This window comes from Acidovorax sp. A1169 (genome assembly GCF_030704685.1).
Taxonomy (GTDB): domain Bacteria; phylum Pseudomonadota; class Gammaproteobacteria; order Burkholderiales; family Burkholderiaceae_C; genus Acidovorax.
Window position 1 is genome coordinate 20,633 of record NZ_JAUZDX010000031.1, and the last position, 19,191, is coordinate 39,823.

The 19,191-nt window shown below is 66.3% G+C and carries 20 protein-coding genes; 12 read left to right on the forward strand and 8 right to left on the reverse strand.

The window, feature by feature from the left end:
• Nucleotides 1–1,122 (reverse strand): hypothetical protein, encoded by a 1,122-nt coding sequence (locus QYL93_RS29845; protein ID WP_305747074.1) that lies wholly within the window; start codon nucleotides 1,120–1,122, stop codon nucleotides 1–3.
• Between the two features lie 183 nt (nucleotides 1,123–1,305).
• Here QYL93_RS29845 and QYL93_RS29850 point away from each other — a divergent pair, with 183 nt between their 5' ends.
• Nucleotides 1,306–2,244: a PA2169 family four-helix-bundle protein gene (locus tag QYL93_RS29850; protein ID WP_305747075.1), complete on the forward strand. Its 939-nt coding sequence runs from the start codon at nucleotides 1,306–1,308 to the stop codon at nucleotides 2,242–2,244.
• 168 nt (nucleotides 2,245–2,412) lie between these two features.
• Here QYL93_RS29850 and xth read toward each other — a convergent pair whose 3' ends face one another.
• Nucleotides 2,413–3,189 carry an exodeoxyribonuclease III gene (gene xth / locus QYL93_RS29855; protein WP_305747076.1) on the reverse strand — a complete coding sequence of 259 codons (777 nt, stop codon included), beginning with the start codon at nucleotides 3,187–3,189 and terminating at the stop codon, nucleotides 2,413–2,415.
• Between the two features lie 409 nt (nucleotides 3,190–3,598).
• Between xth and QYL93_RS29860 the strand changes: the two genes are divergently transcribed.
• Nucleotides 3,599–3,967: a hypothetical protein gene (locus QYL93_RS29860; RefSeq protein ID WP_305747077.1), complete on the forward strand. Its 369-nt coding sequence runs from the start codon at nucleotides 3,599–3,601 to the stop codon at nucleotides 3,965–3,967.
• Between the two features lie 13 nt (nucleotides 3,968–3,980).
• Here QYL93_RS29860 and QYL93_RS29865 read toward each other — a convergent pair whose 3' ends face one another.
• From QYL93_RS29865 to QYL93_RS29875, 3 genes are all read right to left on the reverse strand, one after another.
• Nucleotides 3,981–4,472 carry a dihydrofolate reductase gene (locus QYL93_RS29865; protein ID WP_305747078.1) on the reverse strand — a complete coding sequence of 164 codons (492 nt, stop codon included), beginning with the start codon at nucleotides 4,470–4,472 and terminating at the stop codon, nucleotides 3,981–3,983.
• Nucleotides 4,473–4,506: 34 nt separating this feature from the next.
• On the reverse strand, nucleotides 4,507–5,118 hold the full coding sequence (locus tag QYL93_RS29870; RefSeq protein ID WP_305747079.1) for a DUF4337 domain-containing protein: 612 nt from the start codon (nucleotides 5,116–5,118) through the stop codon (nucleotides 4,507–4,509).
• 98 nt (nucleotides 5,119–5,216) lie between these two features.
• A complete protein-coding gene (locus QYL93_RS29875) occupies nucleotides 5,217–6,086 on the reverse strand; it encodes a thymidylate synthase (protein WP_305747080.1) in 870 nt (289 codons plus the stop codon).
• Between the two features lie 115 nt (nucleotides 6,087–6,201).
• On the opposite strand from QYL93_RS29875, the gene QYL93_RS29880 reads away from it, so the two are divergent.
• Nucleotides 6,202–6,714: a GNAT family N-acetyltransferase gene (locus tag QYL93_RS29880; RefSeq protein WP_305747081.1), complete on the forward strand. Its 513-nt coding sequence runs from the start codon at nucleotides 6,202–6,204 to the stop codon at nucleotides 6,712–6,714.
• 147 nt (nucleotides 6,715–6,861) lie between these two features.
• On the opposite strand, the gene QYL93_RS29885 is transcribed toward QYL93_RS29880, so the two are convergent.
• Both QYL93_RS29885 and QYL93_RS29890 read right to left on the reverse strand, forming a co-directional pair.
• On the reverse strand, nucleotides 6,862–7,155 hold the full coding sequence (locus QYL93_RS29885) for a DUF4148 domain-containing protein (protein ID WP_305747082.1): 294 nt from the start codon (nucleotides 7,153–7,155) through the stop codon (nucleotides 6,862–6,864).
• A 77-nt stretch (nucleotides 7,156–7,232) separates the two neighbouring features.
• A complete protein-coding gene (locus tag QYL93_RS29890) occupies nucleotides 7,233–7,526 on the reverse strand; it encodes a DUF4148 domain-containing protein (RefSeq protein ID WP_179681350.1) in 294 nt (97 codons plus the stop codon).
• Between the two features lie 437 nt (nucleotides 7,527–7,963).
• Between QYL93_RS29890 and QYL93_RS29895 the strand changes: the two genes are divergently transcribed.
• The 9 genes from QYL93_RS29895 to QYL93_RS29935 all read left to right on the forward strand — a co-directional run bounded on the left by QYL93_RS29895 (nucleotide 7,964) and on the right by QYL93_RS29935 (nucleotide 17,958).
• The gene (locus QYL93_RS29895; RefSeq protein WP_305747083.1) at nucleotides 7,964–9,295 is read left to right on the forward strand and encodes a sugar ABC transporter substrate-binding protein; all 1,332 of its coding nucleotides are present in this window, start codon (nucleotides 7,964–7,966) and stop codon (nucleotides 9,293–9,295) included.
• A gap of 152 nt (nucleotides 9,296–9,447) precedes the next feature.
• Nucleotides 9,448–10,308: a carbohydrate ABC transporter permease gene (locus QYL93_RS29900; protein WP_305747084.1), complete on the forward strand. Its 861-nt coding sequence runs from the start codon at nucleotides 9,448–9,450 to the stop codon at nucleotides 10,306–10,308.
• A 13-nt stretch (nucleotides 10,309–10,321) separates the two neighbouring features.
• Nucleotides 10,322–11,167 (forward strand): carbohydrate ABC transporter permease, encoded by an 846-nt coding sequence (locus QYL93_RS29905; RefSeq protein ID WP_305747085.1) that lies wholly within the window; start codon nucleotides 10,322–10,324, stop codon nucleotides 11,165–11,167.
• Between the two features lie 49 nt (nucleotides 11,168–11,216).
• Nucleotides 11,217–12,260: an ABC transporter ATP-binding protein gene (locus tag QYL93_RS29910; RefSeq protein ID WP_305747086.1), complete on the forward strand. Its 1,044-nt coding sequence runs from the start codon at nucleotides 11,217–11,219 to the stop codon at nucleotides 12,258–12,260.
• On the forward strand, nucleotides 12,257–12,991 hold the full coding sequence (locus tag QYL93_RS29915; RefSeq protein WP_305747087.1) for an SDR family oxidoreductase: 735 nt from the start codon (nucleotides 12,257–12,259) through the stop codon (nucleotides 12,989–12,991). Before QYL93_RS29910 ends, QYL93_RS29915 begins: the two co-directional genes overlap by 4 nt.
• Before the next feature lie 27 nt (nucleotides 12,992–13,018).
• A complete protein-coding gene (gene dalD / locus QYL93_RS29920; protein WP_305747088.1) occupies nucleotides 13,019–14,416 on the forward strand; it encodes a D-arabinitol 4-dehydrogenase in 1,398 nt (465 codons plus the stop codon).
• 30 nt (nucleotides 14,417–14,446) lie between these two features.
• Nucleotides 14,447–15,385: an AraC family transcriptional regulator gene (locus tag QYL93_RS29925; protein WP_057269633.1), complete on the forward strand. Its 939-nt coding sequence runs from the start codon at nucleotides 14,447–14,449 to the stop codon at nucleotides 15,383–15,385.
• Between the two features lie 32 nt (nucleotides 15,386–15,417).
• Nucleotides 15,418–16,893 carry a xylulokinase gene (gene xylB, locus QYL93_RS29930; protein WP_305747089.1) on the forward strand — a complete coding sequence of 492 codons (1,476 nt, stop codon included), beginning with the start codon at nucleotides 15,418–15,420 and terminating at the stop codon, nucleotides 16,891–16,893.
• A gap of 33 nt (nucleotides 16,894–16,926) precedes the next feature.
• Nucleotides 16,927–17,958: a carbohydrate kinase family protein gene (locus QYL93_RS29935; protein ID WP_305747090.1), complete on the forward strand. Its 1,032-nt coding sequence runs from the start codon at nucleotides 16,927–16,929 to the stop codon at nucleotides 17,956–17,958.
• 311 nt (nucleotides 17,959–18,269) lie between these two features.
• Here QYL93_RS29935 and QYL93_RS29940 read toward each other — a convergent pair whose 3' ends face one another.
• Nucleotides 18,270–19,073 carry a DNA/RNA non-specific endonuclease gene (locus QYL93_RS29940; RefSeq protein WP_370877077.1) on the reverse strand — a complete coding sequence of 268 codons (804 nt, stop codon included), beginning with the start codon at nucleotides 19,071–19,073 and terminating at the stop codon, nucleotides 18,270–18,272.
• Nucleotides 19,074–19,191 lie beyond the last annotated feature (118 nt).

The window sequence follows — 19,191 nt, forward strand, 5'->3', positions numbered from 1 at the left end:
CTACGGCTTTTTCTTCTGCAAGGCCTTGAGGCGCACCCGCTGCTCTGGCGTCGTGCTGGGAGCGTACAGGCGCCCGATGAGGGCCTGTTCCCATTCCTCGCTGTGGTCGGGCCAGGTCTCGATCAATCGGGTGAGGCCTTCCACATCCTCTGCATCCACCAGCCCGCGCACGCGCTCGGCGAAGGGCGAGGGTGGTGGAGGCGGTGGTGGGGGCTCGGGCTCCGGCTCCCGCATCACCGGTCGTGCGCCGGGGCGAAAGGGGTTGCGCCCTTCGCGCATGAAGCGGCGTATGGCCTCTGCCGAAATCATGCTGCCCGGCTCGTTCGCGTCTTCATCGTCGTATTCGAACAGTTCGGGATCCAGGCAGTCGGACCAGTTCTCCTGCATGTTCCATTCGCAGATCGGCAGGTGGTAGCCGCCTTGGGCGTACATGTCGTGGTCCAGGGTGATGAAGGCGCGGCCATGCACAGCGCCGTCGATGACCAAGCTTCCATCGTTGTACTCGCCGTAGACGATGTTGTCCACCTTCACGTCGCCCATCACCCGCATGTGGCTGTCGCCGTGGCCAAAGCTGGCGGCGTGGATGCTCCCGCTGATCAGGGTCTGCCCCGGGTAGGTGTAGGTCAGCTGGCTGAACACGCCAGCGACCTCCACATCCCCCTCCACGATGACGCCGGCATGCAGCCCGAAGTCTGCGATGCGCTCCAGGTCGAAGTCCGTGTGCCAGCGCAGTCCCTGGCGAAACAGCGCCAGCCGCCGGGGCTGGCCGCGCAGTTCGTCGGCACCGTTGATGGCCAGGAAGGCATCGAGCAGTGGGTGCGGCGTGCGCGCATCGCAGAACAGCTCTTCGGCCACGCTGCCGTCGACCACGGGCGCCGAGGGGCTGCAAGGCACGAAACCCTGCTCCTGCCATTCCTTGTGCAGGCGCTGGTGGCTGGCCAAAGCTCTCTCGGGTGTCTTGAACGAGGTTTGCAGCACCAGGCAAGGCTTGCCGATGGAGCCATTTCGCACCCGCAGGTGGGTGCCGGATGCATGCAGCAGCAGTTCGATGAACTCGCCGCGCTCGGCCGATTCCAGATGGCAGGGCGCGGGGTCGGTTGGGGTGGTTTCGGGCCGTGGCATGCGGTATTTTCACCGTGCCGGACGGTGTTTGTGCGGGGGGCCAGAGGGCCCCATGTTTCAGGTGGTGACCAAGGGCTTGGCGCAGGGCCCGATGTCCTACACCCGCACCCTCCGCATGCCGACCCTGGGGGTGTGAGGGGCCTTCCACAATGAACTCACTGTCCAACCAACCGGAGACCTCTAATGGCCGATTTCAACGATGCAAACCGTGACCCCCTGACGAATGAACCTGGCGCACATCCCGTAGGCACGGGCGTGGGTGCCGCCCTCGGTGGTGCCGCAGCGGGTGCCGCCGCCGGTGCATTCGGTGGCCCCGTAGGCGCCGCCATCGGTGGTGTGGCGGGTGCTGTGGCTGGCGGACTGGCTGGCAAGGCCGCTGGCGAAGCCGTCAACCCCACCAACGAAGACGCCTACTGGCGTGAAAACTACCACCGCGAGCCCTACTACGTGGGTGGTCGCAGCTACGACCAGTACCGCCCCGCCTATGAGCTGGGTTGGAGTTCGGTGGGCCGCTATGAAGGCAACTTCGACGCTGTAGAACCCCGTCTGGCCGATGACTGGCGCGCTCGCCATGGCAACGATGGCCTGGCCTGGACGGATGTTCAGCCTGCCACCCGCGCTGCCTACGAACGTGCCTACAACAGCCAGCCGCTGGAAGTCGCAGGCGAGATCGACAACGACGATGTGATCGATACCCTGAACGACCTGCTGGAATCGGCCCGCGATGGTGAGTATGGTTTTCACGCAAGTGCCGAGCACGCCGACGCGGGCGAGCTCAAGGGCATCTTCCAGCGCCACTCGCGTGAATGCGCAGCCGCAGGTGCCGAACTGGAGCGCGAGATCCGCGCCCGCGGCGGCGAGCCCGTCAGCGGCGGCACCGTGGCAGGTGCACTGCACCGCGGCTGGGTGTCCGTGAAGACGGCCCTGTCCACGCAGGACGACAAGGCCGTGCTGGAAGAATGCGAACGTGGTGAGGATGCCGCAGTGGCGCGCTACCGCAAGGCCCTGAAGGCCAACCTGCCGCAGGACCTGCGTGCGCTGGTGCAGCGCCAGGCCGATGGTGCCCAGCGCAACCACGACGAAGTGAAGGCCTTGCGCGACAGCTTCAACCCTGCAGGTTGAGGGATCGAACGGCCGGCCCGACGCCCTGGGGGCCTGTGCGCAGGCACACAGGGCACTGGCAGGCCGCATCAGGGAGAGCGGCGGCCATGCTTTGAGAGAGAAAAGCCCGCTGTTGCTCACTGCCACCGCCGCCTTGGGCTCTGCCCACGGCGGCGGTGTGCTTTGCAATCACCCCAGCGTCACCACCACCGGCGCATGGTCACTCGGCTGCGGGTTTTTGCGCGGGGCACGGTCCACCACGCAGGCCGTCACGCTGGCGCGCAGGGCTTCGCTCACCAGGATATGGTCGATGCGCAGCCCCCGGTTCTTCTGGAAGCCCAGCATGCGGTAGTCCCACCAGGAGTAAATCTTCTCGGGCTGCTCGAACATGCGGAAGCTGTCCGTGAGGCCCAGCTCCAGCAGCGCCTTGAAGTGGTTGCGCTCTTCGGTCGTGTGGTGGATGGTCTCGCGCAGGCCCACCGGGTCGTAGGAGTCGCGGTCTTCGGGCGCCACGTTGAAGTCGCCCACCAGGGCCAGCCGGGGGTGGGCGGCCATCTCGGCGCGCACCAGGTCCTGCAGGGCCTGCAGCCAGCGCATCTTGTAGGCGAATTTTTCCGAGCCGGGCTCCTGGCCGTTGACGAAGTAGCCGTTGATCAGGCGCAGCGGGCCGGTGGGCGTATCCAGCGTGGCAATGATCACGCGCGCCTGCGCGTCCTCGTGCGCGGGTATGTTGCGCACCACGTCCGCCATCGGGTGGCGGCTCAGGATGGCCACGCCGTTGTACGTCTTCTGACCAAAGGCCACGGCCTCGTAGCCGGCCTCCTTGAAGGCGTCGTGCGGGAACTTGTCGTCGGTGAGTTTCAACTCCTGCAGGCCGATGGCATCCACCGGGTTGGCGGCCAGCCAGGCCAGCACCTGGGGCAGGCGCACGGAGAGGGAATTCACGTTCCAGGTTGCTATCTTCATCACCATCATCGGTCCTTGCTTGTTCAATCTCCATCGCTCGCGGCGACTGCATTGGTGTGCATCCTATCCGCGATTGGCACCGGGGGATTCTCAAGCATCGCAAGCCGGTGGGCTCGGCGCTCTGAGCCATCCCGGGAGGGCGCGCGATGCGCAGCAAGCTGTGCTCCGCGTCACAGCCTTGCGGGCCGCACCGGCCTATTATTTCCATGCCGGCCTCCAAGCGGCATCCCCTCTTGCGACAAGCAAGTTGCTGCCCGCCTCCGTGCGGGCTTTTTTTTGCGGGCCTGACAGGCGGTGAACTTCTGGCCGCCTGGCGGTTCAGACAGTGTGGCGCGACGGTGCGAAGGCGGGCGATGGTGGCCCGGCCCCTTGCCGCAACCTCCCGAAAAGAAAAAAGGAACAAGCAAAAATGAGCAGCAGATTCATCAGAACCCTGGTCGCGTCCGCAGTGCTGGCCGGCGCATCGGGCGCCGCCATGGCCGCCGGCGGCCCGCTCGATGGCGTTTACCAGTGCGCGGTGGCTGGCACCGGCGTGTTCGTCACGGTCAGCGGCCAGCCCAGTGGGCCCTCGATGTTCACCATCGCGGCCCTGGGCCCGGCGAATTCGCTCTACGGCTACGGCATGGGCACGGCCACGGCCTCGTCGTTCACCGGCACCACCAGCTTCAACCTGCCGTTCACGCTGTCGGTGAGCCAGGGCAACCTGATCGGCAGCATGGGAGTGCTGCAGGGCAGCACCGCGGCCCAACTGCCGGTGAACTGCGCCAAGCTGTTCTGATCCTGCCGCCCGCTCAGTCTTTGCGCCGCTCCAGCGTCACGAAGCTGTAGGGCAGCCCGTTCTTGGAGGTGTGCGTGCTGCGCGCCGTCTCGTGCCAGCCGGCATCGAGCACGGGCGCGTGGGCGTCGCCCTCGAAGTCCTGCGCAATCTCGGTGACTTCAATGCGGTCGGCCAGGGGCTGGGCTTCGGCATAGACTTGGGCGCCGCCAATCACCCACAGCGTCTGGCCGGCGCTCGCGTGCTGCAACGCCTCCTGCAGGCTGGCCGCGCGCACCGCTCCCTCGGCATGCCAATCGGCCTGGCGCGTCACAACGATGTTGGTACGGCCCGGCAGTGGCCGAAAGCGCGGCGGCAGCGATTCCCAGGTCTTGCGGCCCATGACCACGGGGCAGCCCTGGGTCAGCGACTTGAAGCGCGCCATGTCCTCGGGCAGGTGCCAGGGCAGGACGTTGTCCTTGCCGATCACGCCGTTGGCGGCGCGCGCATAGATCATGTGCACGGGCATGGTGGCTTCCTTAGTTTGCGTTCTTCTGCTTTGCTTAGATATGCAGCGTGGCCAGTACGCCGACGACGAGGCCAATGCCAGCCACGCCGTACATGCCGTACTCCAGCCACTTCTTGCGGGTGAGCAGGGCAATCGCGGCCAAGGCGATCGCCACCTGCAGCGCCGTGGTGGCCTGGGCCCAGCGGTGGTGCTGGTGCATCTGCTCTTCGCTCTGGCGGTCGAACTTGTGGCTGTCGGCTTCCAGTTTTTCGGCGGCGACCTTGATCTCGTTCTTTTCGCTCTCGTAGCGGTCCATCTTGGCCTGGTACGTGGCCTTGCGGTCATCGGGCGCCAGGTCGCGGGCCAGCTCGGCGAGGGACTGCTTGGTGCTCTTGGACTGGAAGTAGTTCCACTGGTTGGAGGCCTCTGTCTTCTTGATGGCCGCGTCGTTCTTGAGCAGGCCGGCATTGGCCTGCGTGGCGCCGCCCATGTACGAGAAGATGGCGCCCACCGTGGCGACGATGGCCGTGAACATGGCGATCTTGCTCATGGACGAGCCGCCGCCTTCTTTGCCGTGGCTGGCTGCGTGGTCGTCGCCGTGGCCCTGGGTGGCATGCTCGACTGCGTGGTCGTGGGGGCCGTGTACGTGAAATCCGCCGGAAGACATGGTGAGCGCTCTTTGTAGTTTCGTGAAGGGAGACAGGGGAGGTCACGCAGGGCACAGTGGCGCCTGCGCTGCAGGGATCGCAGGAGGGCGAAGAGGGATCAGACCGCCACGGGCGCCTTGATGGCCGGGTGGCACTGGTAGTCCAGCACCTCGAAGTCCTCGAACTGGTAGTCGAAGATGCTGTCTGGCCGGCGCTTGATGTGCAGCGTGGGGTAGGGGTAGGGCGTGCGTGCCAGCTGGGTCTGCACCTGCTCGTGGTGGTTGCTGTAGATGTGGCAGTCGCCGCCGGTCCAGATGAAGTCGCCCACGTCCAGGTCGCACTGCTGGGCCACCATGTGGGTCAGCAGTGCGTAGCTGGCGATGTTGAACGGCACCCCGAGGAAGATGTCGGCACTGCGCTGGTAGAGCTGGCAGCTCAGGGTGCCACGGCCGCCGGGCTCCTGCGCAGGCGCCACGTAGAACTGGAAGAAGGCGTGGCAGGGCATCAGCGCCATCTTGTTCAGCTCGGCCACGTTCCAGGCGCTCACGATGATGCGGCGCGAGTCGGGGTTGGTTTTCAGCGCCTTGATCACGTCGCTGATCTGGTCGATGTGGCCGCCGTCCGGCGTGGGCCAACTGCGCCATTGCACGCCGTAGACGGGGCCCAGGTCGCCATCCTCGCGCGCCCACTCGTCCCAGATGGTGACGCCGCGCTCCTTGAGCCAGTTGTTGTTGCTCGACCCCGTGAGGAACCACAGCAGCTCCTGGATGATGGAGCGCAGGTGCACCTTCTTGGTGGTGACCAGCGGAAAGCCTTCTTTCAGGTCGAAGCGCATCTGGTGCCCGAACACGCTGGTCGTGCCCGTGCCCGTGCGGTCGGACTTGTGCACGCCGTGCGTGAACACATGGCGCATGAAGTCCTCGTACTGGGAGCGCACGGGGCGGGCGGGCTGGGCAGTGGCTGCCAGGGTGGCAGAAGGCTGGGTCATGGGGTCGATCACTCGCGGTGGGAGGGCGTGGCCATCAAGGGATGGCCATTGCCGACTGCGGATTTTATGCGGAGCGGGAGAATGCGGCGTCTGCCTCCCATACTCCGACTTTGCCATGACAACTTCTGCCGCGCCCGTCACCATCCGCCCTCTCGAAGCCGCCGACTGGCCCACCGTGTGGCCCATCCTGCGCACGACCTTCCAGGCAGGGGACACGTATTCCTTTGCGCCCGACAGCACGGAGGCCGAGATCCACAAGGCCTGGGTGGGACTGCCTGCCGCCACCTTCGTCGCGTGTGGCGTGGGCGGGGAAATTGTGGGCACCTACTTAATCAAGCCCAACCAGGCCGGGCTGGGCGACCATGTGTGCAACTGCGGCTATGTGGTGGCGTCGGCCGCGCAAGGGCTGGGCGTGGCTTCGCTGATGTGCGAGCACTCCCAGCAGCAGGCCGTGGCCATGGGCTTTCGGGCCATGCAGTTCAACCTGGTGGTGGCCAGCAACGTGCGCGCCGTGCGGTTGTGGCAGCACCTGGGCTTTGCCGTGGCGGGCACGTTGCCGGGTGCCTTCAGGCACAGCACGCTGGGCTACGTGGATGCGCACGTGATGTTCAAGACGCTGGCGGCCTGAGCTTCTTCTGCAAACAACAAAGGCCCCGAAGGGCCTTGCTGTGGGTTGGCGACAGGGGCCATGGCCCGAGTACCAGGGGAAACACTTCCACATGGTGGCGGCACCCACGACCGTGAGATGCCCCCACCATGGGAAGGCCCGCAACTTTTACATCGAGCCGAGTTCGCCCGAAGAGATTTTGCCCATGCGCACGGCGTCGGCAGCCTGGGCTTGCACGGCAGCGCGGTCGGCAGTCGATTGGAAAGACACCACGCGCGAACCGGCTGGCTCGGTGCTGCGGGTCTTGGCCACGGTAGCGGCGTCGGCCATCACTTCGACACGGGTGCGGCTGGTCTCGAACTTGGTGGCGAACTGCGAAGCATCGGCTTCGTCAGCCTGGGCACCGAAGGAAGCGAAAGCGGCAACAGCGGCGATGGAGAGGAAACGTGCGGTGGTGTTCATGGTGAAACTCCTGTGAAATTCAAAAAATAGGGACGAGGTACTGGGGAATACGGGGCAATACGCCAACTGGATGCGAATTACAGTGCGCCGATTTCGCCAGCAGAGATCTGGCCGGTGCGCACGGCATCAGCGGCCTGGGCACGCACGGCAGCGCGGTCGGCGGTGGACTTGTAGGTCACCACGCGCGAGCCAGCGGGTTCGATGCTGCGGGTCTGGGCCACGGTGGCGGCTTCAGCGGCCACTTCGGCGCGGGTGCGGTTGGTTTCGAACTTGGTGGCAAATTGCGAAGCGTCGGCTTCGTCGGCCTGGGCACCGAAAGAAGCGAAAGCGGCAACAGCGGCGATGGAGAGGAAGCGTGCGGTCGTGTTCATGATGAAATCCTTGGAAGAAAAAAGTGACTCAAAAAACCGGAGCAAAAACCATTTCGAACCGGGTTCGGTGAGTCGCCTTGCGGGTTCGGCTCATCGATGGGTTGAACTGTACGCCGCAGGTGATCAAAGAAAAACCACCCAGTCGCAAACTGACTGTTCCAGTTTTGGAAACAGTGGTGGGGCAGCAAACTGCATGCATTCCATGCGTTGCTGTACTTGAGGGTCTTGGTCCGTTTGGACACCACCCATCGCCAATGCACATACCCAGTTGACGAATCTAGGTGTAAATCCTGAGATTCTGGCGAAAATTAGTATGTGTATGGGTTTTCAAAGTATCAACTGAGCATCTGAGCATCGGTATCGTTCAGTCCATCAATGCCAGCCATCCGACCGGCGTTGAATGGCAGATCCATACCAACTACGCAGGAGACGTTTCGATGCCCCGTTCCACCCGTCCACACACCCGCCTGGCCCTGGCCGTTGCCGCCCTGGCGGCATCGCTGTGCGGCGCCGCTGCGCATGCGCAGACCGAACTCGTGATTGCCACCGTGAACAACGGCCACATGATCGAGATGCAGAAGCTCTCCAAGAACTTCGAGCAGGCCAACCCCGACATCAAGCTCAAGTGGGTCACGCTCGAAGAGGGCGTGCTGCGCCAGCGCGTCACGACCGACATCGCCACCAAGGGCGGCCAGTTCGACGTGATGACCATCGGCATGTACGAAGCCCCCATCTGGGGCAAGAAGGGCTGGCTGCAGGAGCTCAAGACCGATGCCGCCTACGACGTGGACGACCTGTTGCCTGCCATGCGCAACGGCCTGTCGGTCGATGGCAAGCTGTTTGCTGCCCCGTTCTACGGCGAAAGCTCGATGCTGATGTACCGCAAGGACCTGGCCGACAAGGCCGGCGTGCAGGTGTCCGAGCGCCCCACCTGGCCGCAGATCAAGGACCTGGCCGCCAAGATCCACAACCCCAAGAACGGCGTGTATGGCATCTGCCTGCGCGGCAAGCCGGGCTGGGGTGACAACATGGCCTTCCTGACCACGTTGGTGAACACCTTCGGCGGCCAGTGGTTCGACATGCAGTGGAAGCCGCAACTCGAATCCAAGCCCTGGAAGGACGCCATCACCTTCTACGTGGACCTGCTCAAGAACTATGGCCCGCCCGGTTCGGCGGCCAACAGCTTCAACGAAATCCTGGCGCTGACCAACTCCGGCAAGTGCGGCATGTGGATCGATGCGACCATCGCCGCGTCCTTTGTGAGCGATCCCAAGCAGTCCAAGGTGGCCGACCAGATGGCCTTTGCCCAGGCCCCCACCATGAACACGCCCAAGGGTGCCAACTGGCTGTGGTCGTGGAATCTGGCGATCCCTGCCGGTTCGAAGAAAGTGGACGCCGCGCAGAAGTTCATCACCTGGTCGACCAGCAAGGACTACATCCAGCTCGTGGCCAAGACCAATGGTTGGGCCAACGTGCCCACCGGTACCCGCAAGAGCACCTACGCCAGCCCCGAGTTCCAGAAGGCAGCGCGCTTTGCCGCGGCCGAGAAGGTGGCCATCGACTCGGCCAACCCGACCGATTCGACCCTGCCCAAGAGCCCGTACGTGGGCGTGCAGTTCGCGGCCATCCCTGAGTTCCAGGCCATCGGCATCGCCGTGGGCCAGCAGATGAGCGCGGCGCTCGCCGGCAAGACCAGCGTGGACGCTGCCCTCAAGGCCAGCCAGGTGTCTGCCGACCGTGAAATGAAAAAGGGTGGTTATTACAAGTGAGCCGCCTTCCGGCCGCTGAGGGCTGATTGAGTCTCGCGACTCCTCGCCGTGCGGTTGTGCGGCGGGGAGTTTCGACTCCGAAGGCCCCTGGTGCCGGCTGAACGCCTGCTTCCTACCTTGTCTGGCGACGCCAGATTTCTCCCGGGATTCCCATGAACCGCCTGCTTCCCCGCCTGCTGCTCACGCCAGCCATGGCCACGCTCTTCCTGTGGATGATCGTGCCGCTGGTGATGACGATCTACTTCTCGCTGATCCGCTACAACCTGATGCAGCCGGACCAGACCGGCTTTGCCGGGCTTTCGAACTTCGAGTACTTCGTCACCGACCCTTCGTTCGGCACGGCGGTGGTTAACACGCTGCTGCTGCTCGGCAGCGTGATCCTCATCACGGTGGTGTTCGGCATCGCCATCGCGCTGCTCATCAACGAGCCGTTCGCGGGCCGGGGCATCGTGCGGGTGCTGCTGATCTCGCCGTTCTTCGTCATGCCCACGGTGAACGCGCTGATGTGGAAGAACATGATGATGAACCCCATCTACGGCGTGCTCGCGCAGGTGTGGATCTTCTTCGGCGCGCAGCCGGTGGACTGGCTCACGGACCTGCCGCTGTTCTCGGTCATCGTCATGGTTTCCTGGCAGTGGCTGCCCTTTGCCACGCTGATCTTCATGACCGCGCTGCAGAGCATGAACCACGAGCAGCTCGAGGCCTCGCGCATGGACGGCGCCAACTACCTGCAGCAGCTGCGCTACCTGTATGTGCCGCACCTGGCGCGCTCGGTGGCCGTGGTGGTGATGATCGAACTCATATTTTTGCTCAGCATCTTCGCGGAGATCTACACCACCACCGGCGGTGGCCCGGGCGATGCGAGTACCAACGTCACCTTCCTGATCTTCAAGCAGGCGCTGCTCAATTTCGATGCGGGCGTGGCCTCAGCCGGCGCGCTGTTCGCGGTGGTGCTGGCCAACATCGCGGCGGTGTTTCTGATCCGCATGGTAGGCAAGAACCTCGACAAATAACCGAAGCACCACCATGACTGCATCTGCACGACGCCGATCCTCCTACCCCCTGGGCCTGCTGGCCCTGCGCACCGTGGCCGCCTGGGGCGTGGCCTTGTTGCTGTTCTTCCCGCTGGCCTGGCTGCTGCTCACCGCGTTCAAGACCGAGCTGCAGGCCATCGCCGTGCCGCCGCAGCTGTTCTTCGTCCCCACGCTCGAAAACTTCCACGAGGTGCAGGAGCGCAGCGACTACCTGCTGTACGCCAAGAACTCGGTCATCACCAGCGTGCTCTCCACCGTGGTGGGGCTCATGCTGGCCGCACCTGCGGCGTATGCCATGGCCTTCTTCAAGGGCAAGTACACCAAGGACATCCTGATGTGGATGCTCTCCACCAAGATGATGCCCGCCGTGGGCGCGCTGGTGCCCATCTACGTGCTGGCGCAAAAGAGCCACCTGCTCGACACGCAACTGGTGTTGATCATCGTGTTCGCGCTGTCCAACCTGCCCATCATGGTGTGGATGCTGTACTCGCACTTCAAGGACATCCCGCGCGAGATCCTGGAAGCCGCGCGCATGGACGGCGCCACCCTGTGGCAGGAGGTGCGCCTGGTGCTGCTGCCGCTGGGCATGGGCGGCCTGGCCTCCACCGGCCTGCTGTGCCTGGTGCTCTCGTGGAACGAGGCCTTCTGGAGCCTGAACCTGAGCGCCGCCAAGGCCGGCACCCTGGCCACGCTGATCGCGTCGTACTCCAGCCCCGAGGGCCTGTTCTGGGCCAAGCTGTCTGCCGCCTCGCTGATGGCGATTGCGCCCATCGTGGTGTTTGGCTGGTTCAGCCAGAAGCAACTGGTGCAAGGCCTGACCTTTGGCGCGGTGAAGTAACGCGCAGCTTTCCTTTCCAACGCAATCAAGTTTTCAGGAACCCGATTCCATGGCCTATCTCCAACTGTGCGGCATCGAGAAATTCTTCGGTGAGCACCGCGCCATCAAGGGCATCGACCTCACCATCAAGCAAGGCGAGTTCATCGTCTTCGTCGGCCCCTCGGGCTGCGGCAAGTCCACGCTGCTGCGCCTGATCGCCGGGCTGGAGAACATCGACGGCGGCTCGCTCATGCTCGACGGCCGCGACATCACCGACCAGCCTTCGAGCAAGCGCGACCTGGCCATGGTGTTCCAGAGCTATGCGCTGTACCCTCACATGAGTGTGTACGAGAACATGAGCTTCGCGCTCAAGCTCGCCAAGGTCGATCCGGCCATCGTGCGCGAGAAGGTCGAGCGCGCCGCCGCCATCCTGAACCTCACCACCTACCTGGAGCGCACGCCCAAGGAGCTGTCGGGCGGTCAGCGCCAGCGCGTGGCCATCGGCCGTGCCATCGTGCGTGCGCCCAAGGTGTTCTTGTTTGACGAGCCACTGTCCAACCTCGACGCGGCCCTGCGCGGCCAGACCCGGGTGGAGATCGCCAAGCTGCACCGCGACCTGGGCGCCACCACCATCTACGTGACGCACGACCAGGTGGAGGCAATGACCCTTGCCGACCGCGTGGTGGTGCTGCGCGATGGGCTCATCGAGCAGGTCGGCACGCCGCTGGAGCTGTACGACAAGCCTGCCAACCAGTTCGTGGCCCAGTTCATCGGCACGCCGCAGATGAACGTGGTGCCCTTGCAGCAGCTGCCCGCGCCGGTGCAGCAGCAAGCACCGGCGGAAGCGGCGGGCGGTGCCATCGGCCTGCGCCCGGAAAACATCGCCGTGCGCAGCACCGGCACCACGCCGGTGGGCGGGCAGGTGGACCTGGTCGAAGCACTGGGCGCCGAAACGCTGATCTACGTGAGCACCCCCGGCGGTGCGCAGTTCGTCTCGCGCCAGAACGACCGCACCGGCCTGCGCGCGGGCGATGCGGTGAGCCTGGACATCGACGCCTCGCAGGCGCACTGGTTCGACCCGGCGGGCCACGTCGTGGCGGGGCAGGGCGCGTGACCGCCGTGCATCCTCTGCAAGGCCAGGTGGCCGCCATCACCGGCGCGGCCTCGGGCATCGGCTTTGCCAGCGCAAAGGCCATGGCGGATGCCGGTGCGCGCGTGGTGCTGATCGACCGCGATGAAGCCGCACTGGCCAGGGCCTGCGCCGCCATCGGCGAGAGCGCTGTGCCGGTGGTGCTGGACCTGCTCGATGCGAAACAGTGTGCCAGCCTGCTCACGCGCACGCTGGCCATCGCCGGCCAGCTCGACATCTTCCACGCCAACGCGGGGCTCTACGTCGGGGGCGATCTGGTCGACGCCGACCCCGACGCCATCGACCGCATGCTGCAGCTCAACGTCAACGTGGTGATGAAGAACGTACACAACGTGCTGCCCCACATGATCGAGCGCGGCCGCGGGGACATCATCGTCACGAGCTCGCTCGCCGCCCACTTCCCCACACCGTGGGAGCCCGTCTACGCCTCGTCCAAGTGGGCTGTGAACTGCTTCGTGCAGACCGTGCGCCGCCAGGTGTTCAAGCACGGCATCCGCGTGGGGGCCATCTCTCCGGGCCCGGTCATCACCTCGCTGCTGGCCGACTGGCCCGCTGAAAAGCTCGAAGAGGCCAAGGCCAATGGCAGCCTCATCGAGGCCGCCGAAGTGGCCGAGGTGGTGCTGTTCATGCTGACCCGGCCACGCGGCATGACCATCCGCGACGTGGTGATGATGCCCACGAATTTCGACCTCTGAGACCTCTCTTCTTCGCATTCACGCACCATGAATTTCATCCTGCACCTGGGCCTGGGCTCGTTCCACCGCGCCCACCAGGCCGTCTACGTTCACGAACTGCGCCAACAGGGCGATACGAGTTGGGCCATCGTCGGGGGCAACCTGCGCCCCGACATGGCCGAGACCATCGCGGCGCTGCAGGCCCAGGGCGGGCGCTACACGCTCGAAACCGTCACACCCCAGGGTGAGCGCAGCTACACCCGCATCGAATCGATCGAGCGCGTGATTCCCTACCAGGACGACCTGGCACCCCTGATCGCGGCCGGTGCCGATGCCGCCACGCGCATCATCTCGTTCACCGTGACCGAAGCCGGCTACTACCTGGATGCCGACAACCAGCTCGACTGGGCCACGTTCGCGGACCTGCGCGCCGACCTCGCGGCCGTCCAGACCGGCCAGGCGGGCCACAGCATCTACGGCGCCCTGGTGAGCATCCTGCGCGCGCGCATGCGCGCCGGTGCCGGCCCCGTGACGCTGATGAACTGCGACAACCTGCGCCACAACGGCGAGCGCTCGCGCGGCGGCCTGCTGCAGTTCATCGACGCGCTGGGCGATACCGCGCTCAAGGCCTGGGTGCTTGCGAACACCCGCAGCCCCAACGCCATGGTCGACCGCATCACGCCGCGCCCCACACCCGAGGTGGCCGAGCGCGTGAAGGCCGCCACCGGCTGGGAAGACAAGGCGGCGCTCATGGGCGAGAGCTTCATCCAGTGGGTGATCGAGGACCAGTTCATTGCCGGGCGCCCCGCATGGGAAAAGGTGGGCGTCGAGATGGTGGACTCGGTGCAGGCCTACGAGGAGGCCAAGATCCGCCTGCTCAACGCCACCCACAGCTGCATCGCCTGGGCGGGCACGCTGGCGGGCTACCGGTACATCCACGAAGGCACGAACGATGCCGCCATCCGCCAGATGGCCTACGACTACGTGACCGATGATGCGATCCCCGTATTGCTTCCGTGCCCCATCAACCTGGCGCAGTACCGCGACGTGGTGCTGGACCGCTTTGGCAACCCCGCCATCGCCGACACCAACCAGCGCGTGGCCATGGATGCGTTCTCCAAGATCCCCGGCATGATCGCTCCCACCATCCGCGACCAGTTGGCGCGCAATGCTTCGTTCGACAGCGTCGCCATGCTGCCTGCGCTGTTCCTGGCCTACCTGCAGCGCTGGCATGCCGGACAGATCCCCTACGACTACCAGGACCAGGCCATGGACCCGGCCGTGGCGCATGCGATCTGCGATGCAGCCGACCCGGTGGCGGCCTACGCCGCGGATACGACGCTGTGGGGCGAGATGGCCTCGGAGCCGCGTCTGGTCGCCACGTTGCGCCAGGCCTTCGCCCGCGTGCAGGCGTTCGTGGCGGGACGTGCAAAATCGCAGGGGTAAATTGAGCGGCTTGCCCACAGGAATGACGCCATGACCGTGAAGACGACCCCTGTCTCCCCACGCCAGACCAAGCCCGAGCTGGAGCACGACTATGTGCGCTCGCCCGAGCTGGGCTATGAACCGCCGGAAACCGTGGGGTTCATCCGCTGCCTGTCGCACGGGTTCCCCACGCCGCTGGCGCGCTGGCACTACCACGACGAGTACGAGCTGCACCTGATCACCGCCACCTCGGGCAAGGTGTTCGTGGGCGACTGGATCGGCCAGTTCCAGCCAGGCCACCTGGTGCTGACCGGGCCGCGCCTGCCGCACAACTGGATCAGCATGGACCTGCCCGAGGGCGGTGTGCCGCTGCGCGACCTGGTGATCCAGTTCTCGCATGCGCCGCTCATGGCCAGCAGCGAGAGCATCCCTGAGCTGCGCGAGGTGCTGCCCTTGCTGGAGCGGGCCCGCCACGGCATCGAATTCTTTGGCATGGAGGCACAGGCGCAGGAGCATTGGCAGCGCATCAAGGCCCGCCAGGGGCTGGCCCGATTCGGCGCGTTCTGCGAATTTTTGAGCGACCTGGCCCGCTGTACCGATTTTCGGCTGCTGTCGAGCACGCAGCTGCAAAGCGAGGACAACGACACCCAGCTCGACCAGATCAATGCGGTGGTGAGCCGCATCACCGACCACCTGGCCGAGCCCCTGTCAGCCGCCGACCTGGCGCAGGAGCTGGGCATGACCGAGAGCCGCTTCTCGCGCTTCTTTCGCCGGGCCACGGGCAACACCTTCACCGATTTCGTGAACCTGGTGCGCGTGAACCGCGCCTGCCAGCTGCTCATGGAGTCCGAGCGCTACATCACCCACATCGCCTACGACGTGGGCTTCAACAACATGGCCAACTTCAACCGCCGCTTCCTGGACATCAAGGGCATGACGCCCAGCGAATACCGCAAGCAGGGTGCGGGTCGTTTCGGGATCAAGGCATGACAGTGTTTTTTCCCGTGTTTCAGGAATAGCGCATGTACCTCGGCATTGATCTGGGCACCTCGGGTGTCAAATTGCTGCTGCTTGGCGAAGACCAGCAGGTGCACGCCGTGGCCGATGCGCCTGTGCCCCAGCACCGGCCCCAGCCGACCTGGAGCGAGCAGCACCCGGCCCACTGGCTGGCCGCCACCGAAACCGCCGTGGCCCAGCTGCGTGCGCAGGCGCCCGCCGCGTGGGCACAGGTGCGTGGCCTGGGGCTCTCGGGCCACATGCACGGCGCCGTGGTGCTGGGCGCGCAGGGCGAGGTGCTGCGCCCTGCCATCCTCTGGAATGACGGCCGCGCGGCGGCCGAATGCGCCGAGCTGGAGCAGGCCGTGCCCGCCTCGCGCCAGATCACCGGCAACCTGGCCATGCCCGGCTTTACCGCACCCAAGCTGCTGTGGCTGCGCAAGCACGAGCCTGAAGTGTTTGCGCGCATCCGCAGCGTGCTGCTGCCCAAGGACTGGCTGCGCCTGCAGCTCACGGGCGATGCGGTGAGCGACATGTCCGATGCATCCGGCACCCTGTGGCTGGACGTGGCGCGCCGTGACTGGAGCGACACCCTGCTCGCCGCCTGCGGCCTGACCCGCGCGCACATGCCGCGCCTGGCCGAGGGCAGCGATGCCACGGGCACCTTGCGCGCCGACGTGGCCGCCCGCTGGGGCCTGCCCGCCGGAGTGGCCATGGCCGGCGGCGGCGGCGACAACGCCGCCAGTGCAGTGGGTGTGGGCGCACGGCAGGCAGGGCAGGGCTTCGTGTCCCTGGGCACGTCGGGCGTGGTGTTCCGGGTGTCCGACCGGTTCGCGCCTGCCACCGAGCGTGCCGTGCATGCCTTCGCCCACGCGCTGCCTGGCCGCTGGCACCAGATGTCCGTCATGCTCAGCGCGGCCAGCGCCTTTGGCTGGCTGGCACGCATCACCGGGCAGCCCGAGGCCCAGCTGTCCGCCGCTGTGCAGGGCATGGACCTTGCGCGCCATGCACAGGCTCCGCTCTTTCTGCCCTACCTGAGCGGCGAGCGCACGCCCCACAACAATGCCGCAGCCACCGGCGTCTTCATGGGCCTGCGCGCCGAGCACGATGCCGCCGACATGGCCTGCGCCGTGATGGAGGGCGTGGGCTTCGGGCTCATGGACGGGCTGCAGGCGATGCAGGCAGCTGCGGGCGAGGTGGAGGGCGCGGCCTCGGCTGCGCCGCTGGCCCTGGTGGGCGGCGGTGCCCGCAGCGATGCCTGGGCCCAGTTGCTGGCCAGCGGCCTGGGCTGCACGCTGGAGCGGCCGCAAGGGGCCCATGCTGCTGCGGCCCTGGGCGCCGCGCGCCTGGCCGCCATGGCCTGCGGTGGTGACGAAGCTCTGTGGTGCCAGGGCCTGCCGGCCGAGGCCCGCTTTGCCCCCGAGCCCGCACAGCGGGCCCTGCTGCAGGAGCGCCATGCGCGCTTTCGGGCGCTGTACCCTGTGCTGCTGCCCCATTTCTGACAGACCTTCGCCTTCTTGTTTCCTGACCACGCCATGTCCACTTCTTCCCCCGTCCAGGTCGCCATTGCCGGCGAAGCGCTGATCGACCTCATCGGCCGTGCCGACGGCAACTACGAGCCCTGTCTGGGCGGTGCCTTGTACAACCTGAGCCGTGCACTCTCACGCCAGGGTGTGGGTACGCAGTACCTCAACCCCTTGTCACGCGACCGCTGGGGCCGTGAACTCGCGGCGCAGCTCGCGGCCGATGGCGTGCAACTTGCCCTGCCCGCCCCCGTGGGCGAGGTCACCTCGCTGGCCGTGGTCAACCTCACCGAGCACGGCCACCCCGACTACGCCTTCTACCGCGAAGGCGTGGCCGACCGTACCGTGAGCGCTGCGGGGCTCAACGTCGCCTGTGCTGCGCACGGCGGCGCACTGCAGGTGGTCTGCACCGGTGCCCTGGCCCTGGATGCGCGCGACGCAGCCATCTACCTGCCCTGGCTGCAGGCCCAGCGCGCCGCCGGCCGCTGCGTGGTGGTGGACGCCAACCTGCGCCCCTCCGTCATGCCCGACCTGCCCGCCTACCGCGCCCAGGTCCACGCGGCCCTGGCCGAGGCGCACATCATCAAGGCCAGCGACGAGGACCTGGACCACCTGCAGGTGCCCGGCACCGAACCCCTGGAGCGCGCCCGCCATCTGCTCACGGCCAACCCGGGTGCCCGCCTGATGGCCCTGACCATGGGGGGCGAGGGAGCCTGGCTGCTGCTGCAGGGGGAGGGTGCAGCCCAGTGGTTTGCCAAGGAGGCCCAGCCCCTCGCGGTGGTCGATACCGTGGGCGCAGGCGACAGCTTTCTTGCGGGCCTGCTCGCTTACCTGCTGGGCGCCCATGCGCAACAGGACAGTTCGGCAGCTGCCGGCATGGCCGACTTCATTGCGGCCCTGCCGGCCGCCGTGTACCAGCAGGCCCTGCGCCACGCCCTGGCCAGCGCCAGCCTGTGCGTGCAGGAGCGTGGCTGTGTGCCGCCGGGCTGGCAGGCGGCGCAGGACTGGGCTGCGCAGCACCCTGCGCTGGGCCTGCGGCCCTGAGGCGGGTGCGTGGCGCCGTCAGGCGTCCGTGCGCACCCGCTTCCCCCGGTTGTCTGCCATCTCCAGAAGCTGCCCCTGCGCCTGCTCAGACTCGATGGAGCGCCTGAGCTCAGTGCCCATGTTGCTCACGACGAAGATGGCAGGGTCCTGCAACGGGTCCATAAGTCCGCGTCACTGGTCACATGGGCTTCATGTCGCCGTGTCCGCGCTTCGCGCAGGTCTTGGGGGGGCACCGTGTCGGTTCCTGCCCGACAAGAACCCGGGGTGGGTTCGCCACTGCCATGGAATTCATGAAGTGGGGGCTGCATGCTTCAATGCGGCGCCGCCAGGGCCGGCAGAAACTCCACCCCCGTTCGCTTCACCAGCTCCTGGTAGCTGATGGGCGGGCCTGCCCGCTCTCCCTCGCGGTTGGCCTGCCAGTGCGCCCAGGCGCGCTGCGTGCTCGCGTCGTACACCAGCTTGAACAGGTAGGCCGGGACGCGCACCTTGTTGGCCCCGATGGTGGGGCTGTCGGCCGTGAAGACCGGGCCGGTGATCACGTACACGTCGCCCCGGGCGCGCAGCACATAGCGCCGCGTGTCCTGCTCGATGCGGGCCCAGGGGCCACCGTTCTGCCTGGGGTCCTGCGGCACCATGTTGGCCAGCGAAAAGCTCTGCGCCATGGCCGTGGGGGTGGACATGTCCGCTGCCGGTGCCATGTGCCCGCGGCTGTAGCCCGAGCGTTTGTAGTCGTCGAGCTCGGCGCGCTCGCCCCGGGGCAGGCGGGCATCGGCAAAGAACTTGTTCGAGCGTTTTTCGTCGGCGCCTTCCAGCACCTGGCGGTTCAGGCGCTGGGCCACGTAGACGGGGGTGCGTGTTTCGCCACTGTGCAGCACGGCAAAGGCCTCGTAGCACAGCTCGCGCTGCTGGGCGCGGCGCGGCACCGGCGGCGGCTTGCCGCCCACGAAGAACTGCGGGCAATGCACGAAGCCGCTGGTCTGCGTGCTGCGCAGGCCGGGGATGCTGTCGAGAAAGGTGGAGGGAGTGCGGGCGAGGGAGGGAGCGGCGGCGCCAAGGACCAGCGCCAGGGCCGTGGCCCCACGCGCGGCGCGGGGCCAGGAGGAAAGCAGATTCAAAACAGGGTGTCAAAGCAGCGAAAAGGGCGCTGATTGGACCACCGCTGCAGGCCTGTTTTGGCCTTACGGGCTGCAGTGCTGCAAGGTTTTTCTGCTGCTTGCAGTGCTTACGTTTGGA

Coding starts and splice junctions, on each gene's coding strand:
- QYL93_RS29935 (WP_305747090.1), top strand. CDS start 16,927: ATGTCCACTTCTTCCCCCGTCCAGGTCGCCATTGCCGGCGAAGCGCTG.
- QYL93_RS29925 (WP_057269633.1), top strand. CDS start 14,447: ATGACCGTGAAGACGACCCCTGTCTCCCCACGCCAGACCAAGCCCGAG.
- QYL93_RS29905 (WP_305747085.1), top strand. CDS start 10,322: ATGACTGCATCTGCACGACGCCGATCCTCCTACCCCCTGGGCCTGCTG.
- QYL93_RS29880 (WP_305747081.1), top strand. CDS start 6,202: ATGACAACTTCTGCCGCGCCCGTCACCATCCGCCCTCTCGAAGCCGCC.
- QYL93_RS29890 (WP_179681350.1), bottom strand. CDS start 7,526: ATGAACACGACCGCACGCTTCCTCTCCATCGCCGCTGTTGCCGCTTTC.
- QYL93_RS29870 (WP_305747079.1), bottom strand. CDS start 5,118: ATGTCTTCCGGCGGATTTCACGTACACGGCCCCCACGACCACGCAGTC.
- QYL93_RS29885 (WP_305747082.1), bottom strand. CDS start 7,155: ATGAACACCACCGCACGTTTCCTCTCCATCGCCGCTGTTGCCGCTTTC.
- QYL93_RS29845 (WP_305747074.1), bottom strand. CDS start 1,122: ATGCCACGGCCCGAAACCACCCCAACCGACCCCGCGCCCTGCCATCTG.
- dalD (WP_305747088.1), top strand. CDS start 13,019: ATGAATTTCATCCTGCACCTGGGCCTGGGCTCGTTCCACCGCGCCCAC.
- QYL93_RS29910 (WP_305747086.1), top strand. CDS start 11,217: ATGGCCTATCTCCAACTGTGCGGCATCGAGAAATTCTTCGGTGAGCAC.
- QYL93_RS29850 (WP_305747075.1), top strand. CDS start 1,306: ATGGCCGATTTCAACGATGCAAACCGTGACCCCCTGACGAATGAACCT.
- xylB (WP_305747089.1), top strand. CDS start 15,418: ATGTACCTCGGCATTGATCTGGGCACCTCGGGTGTCAAATTGCTGCTG.
- QYL93_RS29900 (WP_305747084.1), top strand. CDS start 9,448: ATGAACCGCCTGCTTCCCCGCCTGCTGCTCACGCCAGCCATGGCCACG.
- QYL93_RS29865 (WP_305747078.1), bottom strand. CDS start 4,472: ATGCCCGTGCACATGATCTATGCGCGCGCCGCCAACGGCGTGATCGGC.
- QYL93_RS29860 (WP_305747077.1), top strand. CDS start 3,599: ATGAGCAGCAGATTCATCAGAACCCTGGTCGCGTCCGCAGTGCTGGCC.
- QYL93_RS29875 (WP_305747080.1), bottom strand. CDS start 6,086: ATGACCCAGCCTTCTGCCACCCTGGCAGCCACTGCCCAGCCCGCCCGC.
- QYL93_RS29895 (WP_305747083.1), top strand. CDS start 7,964: ATGCCCCGTTCCACCCGTCCACACACCCGCCTGGCCCTGGCCGTTGCC.
- xth (WP_305747076.1), bottom strand. CDS start 3,189: ATGAAGATAGCAACCTGGAACGTGAATTCCCTCTCCGTGCGCCTGCCC.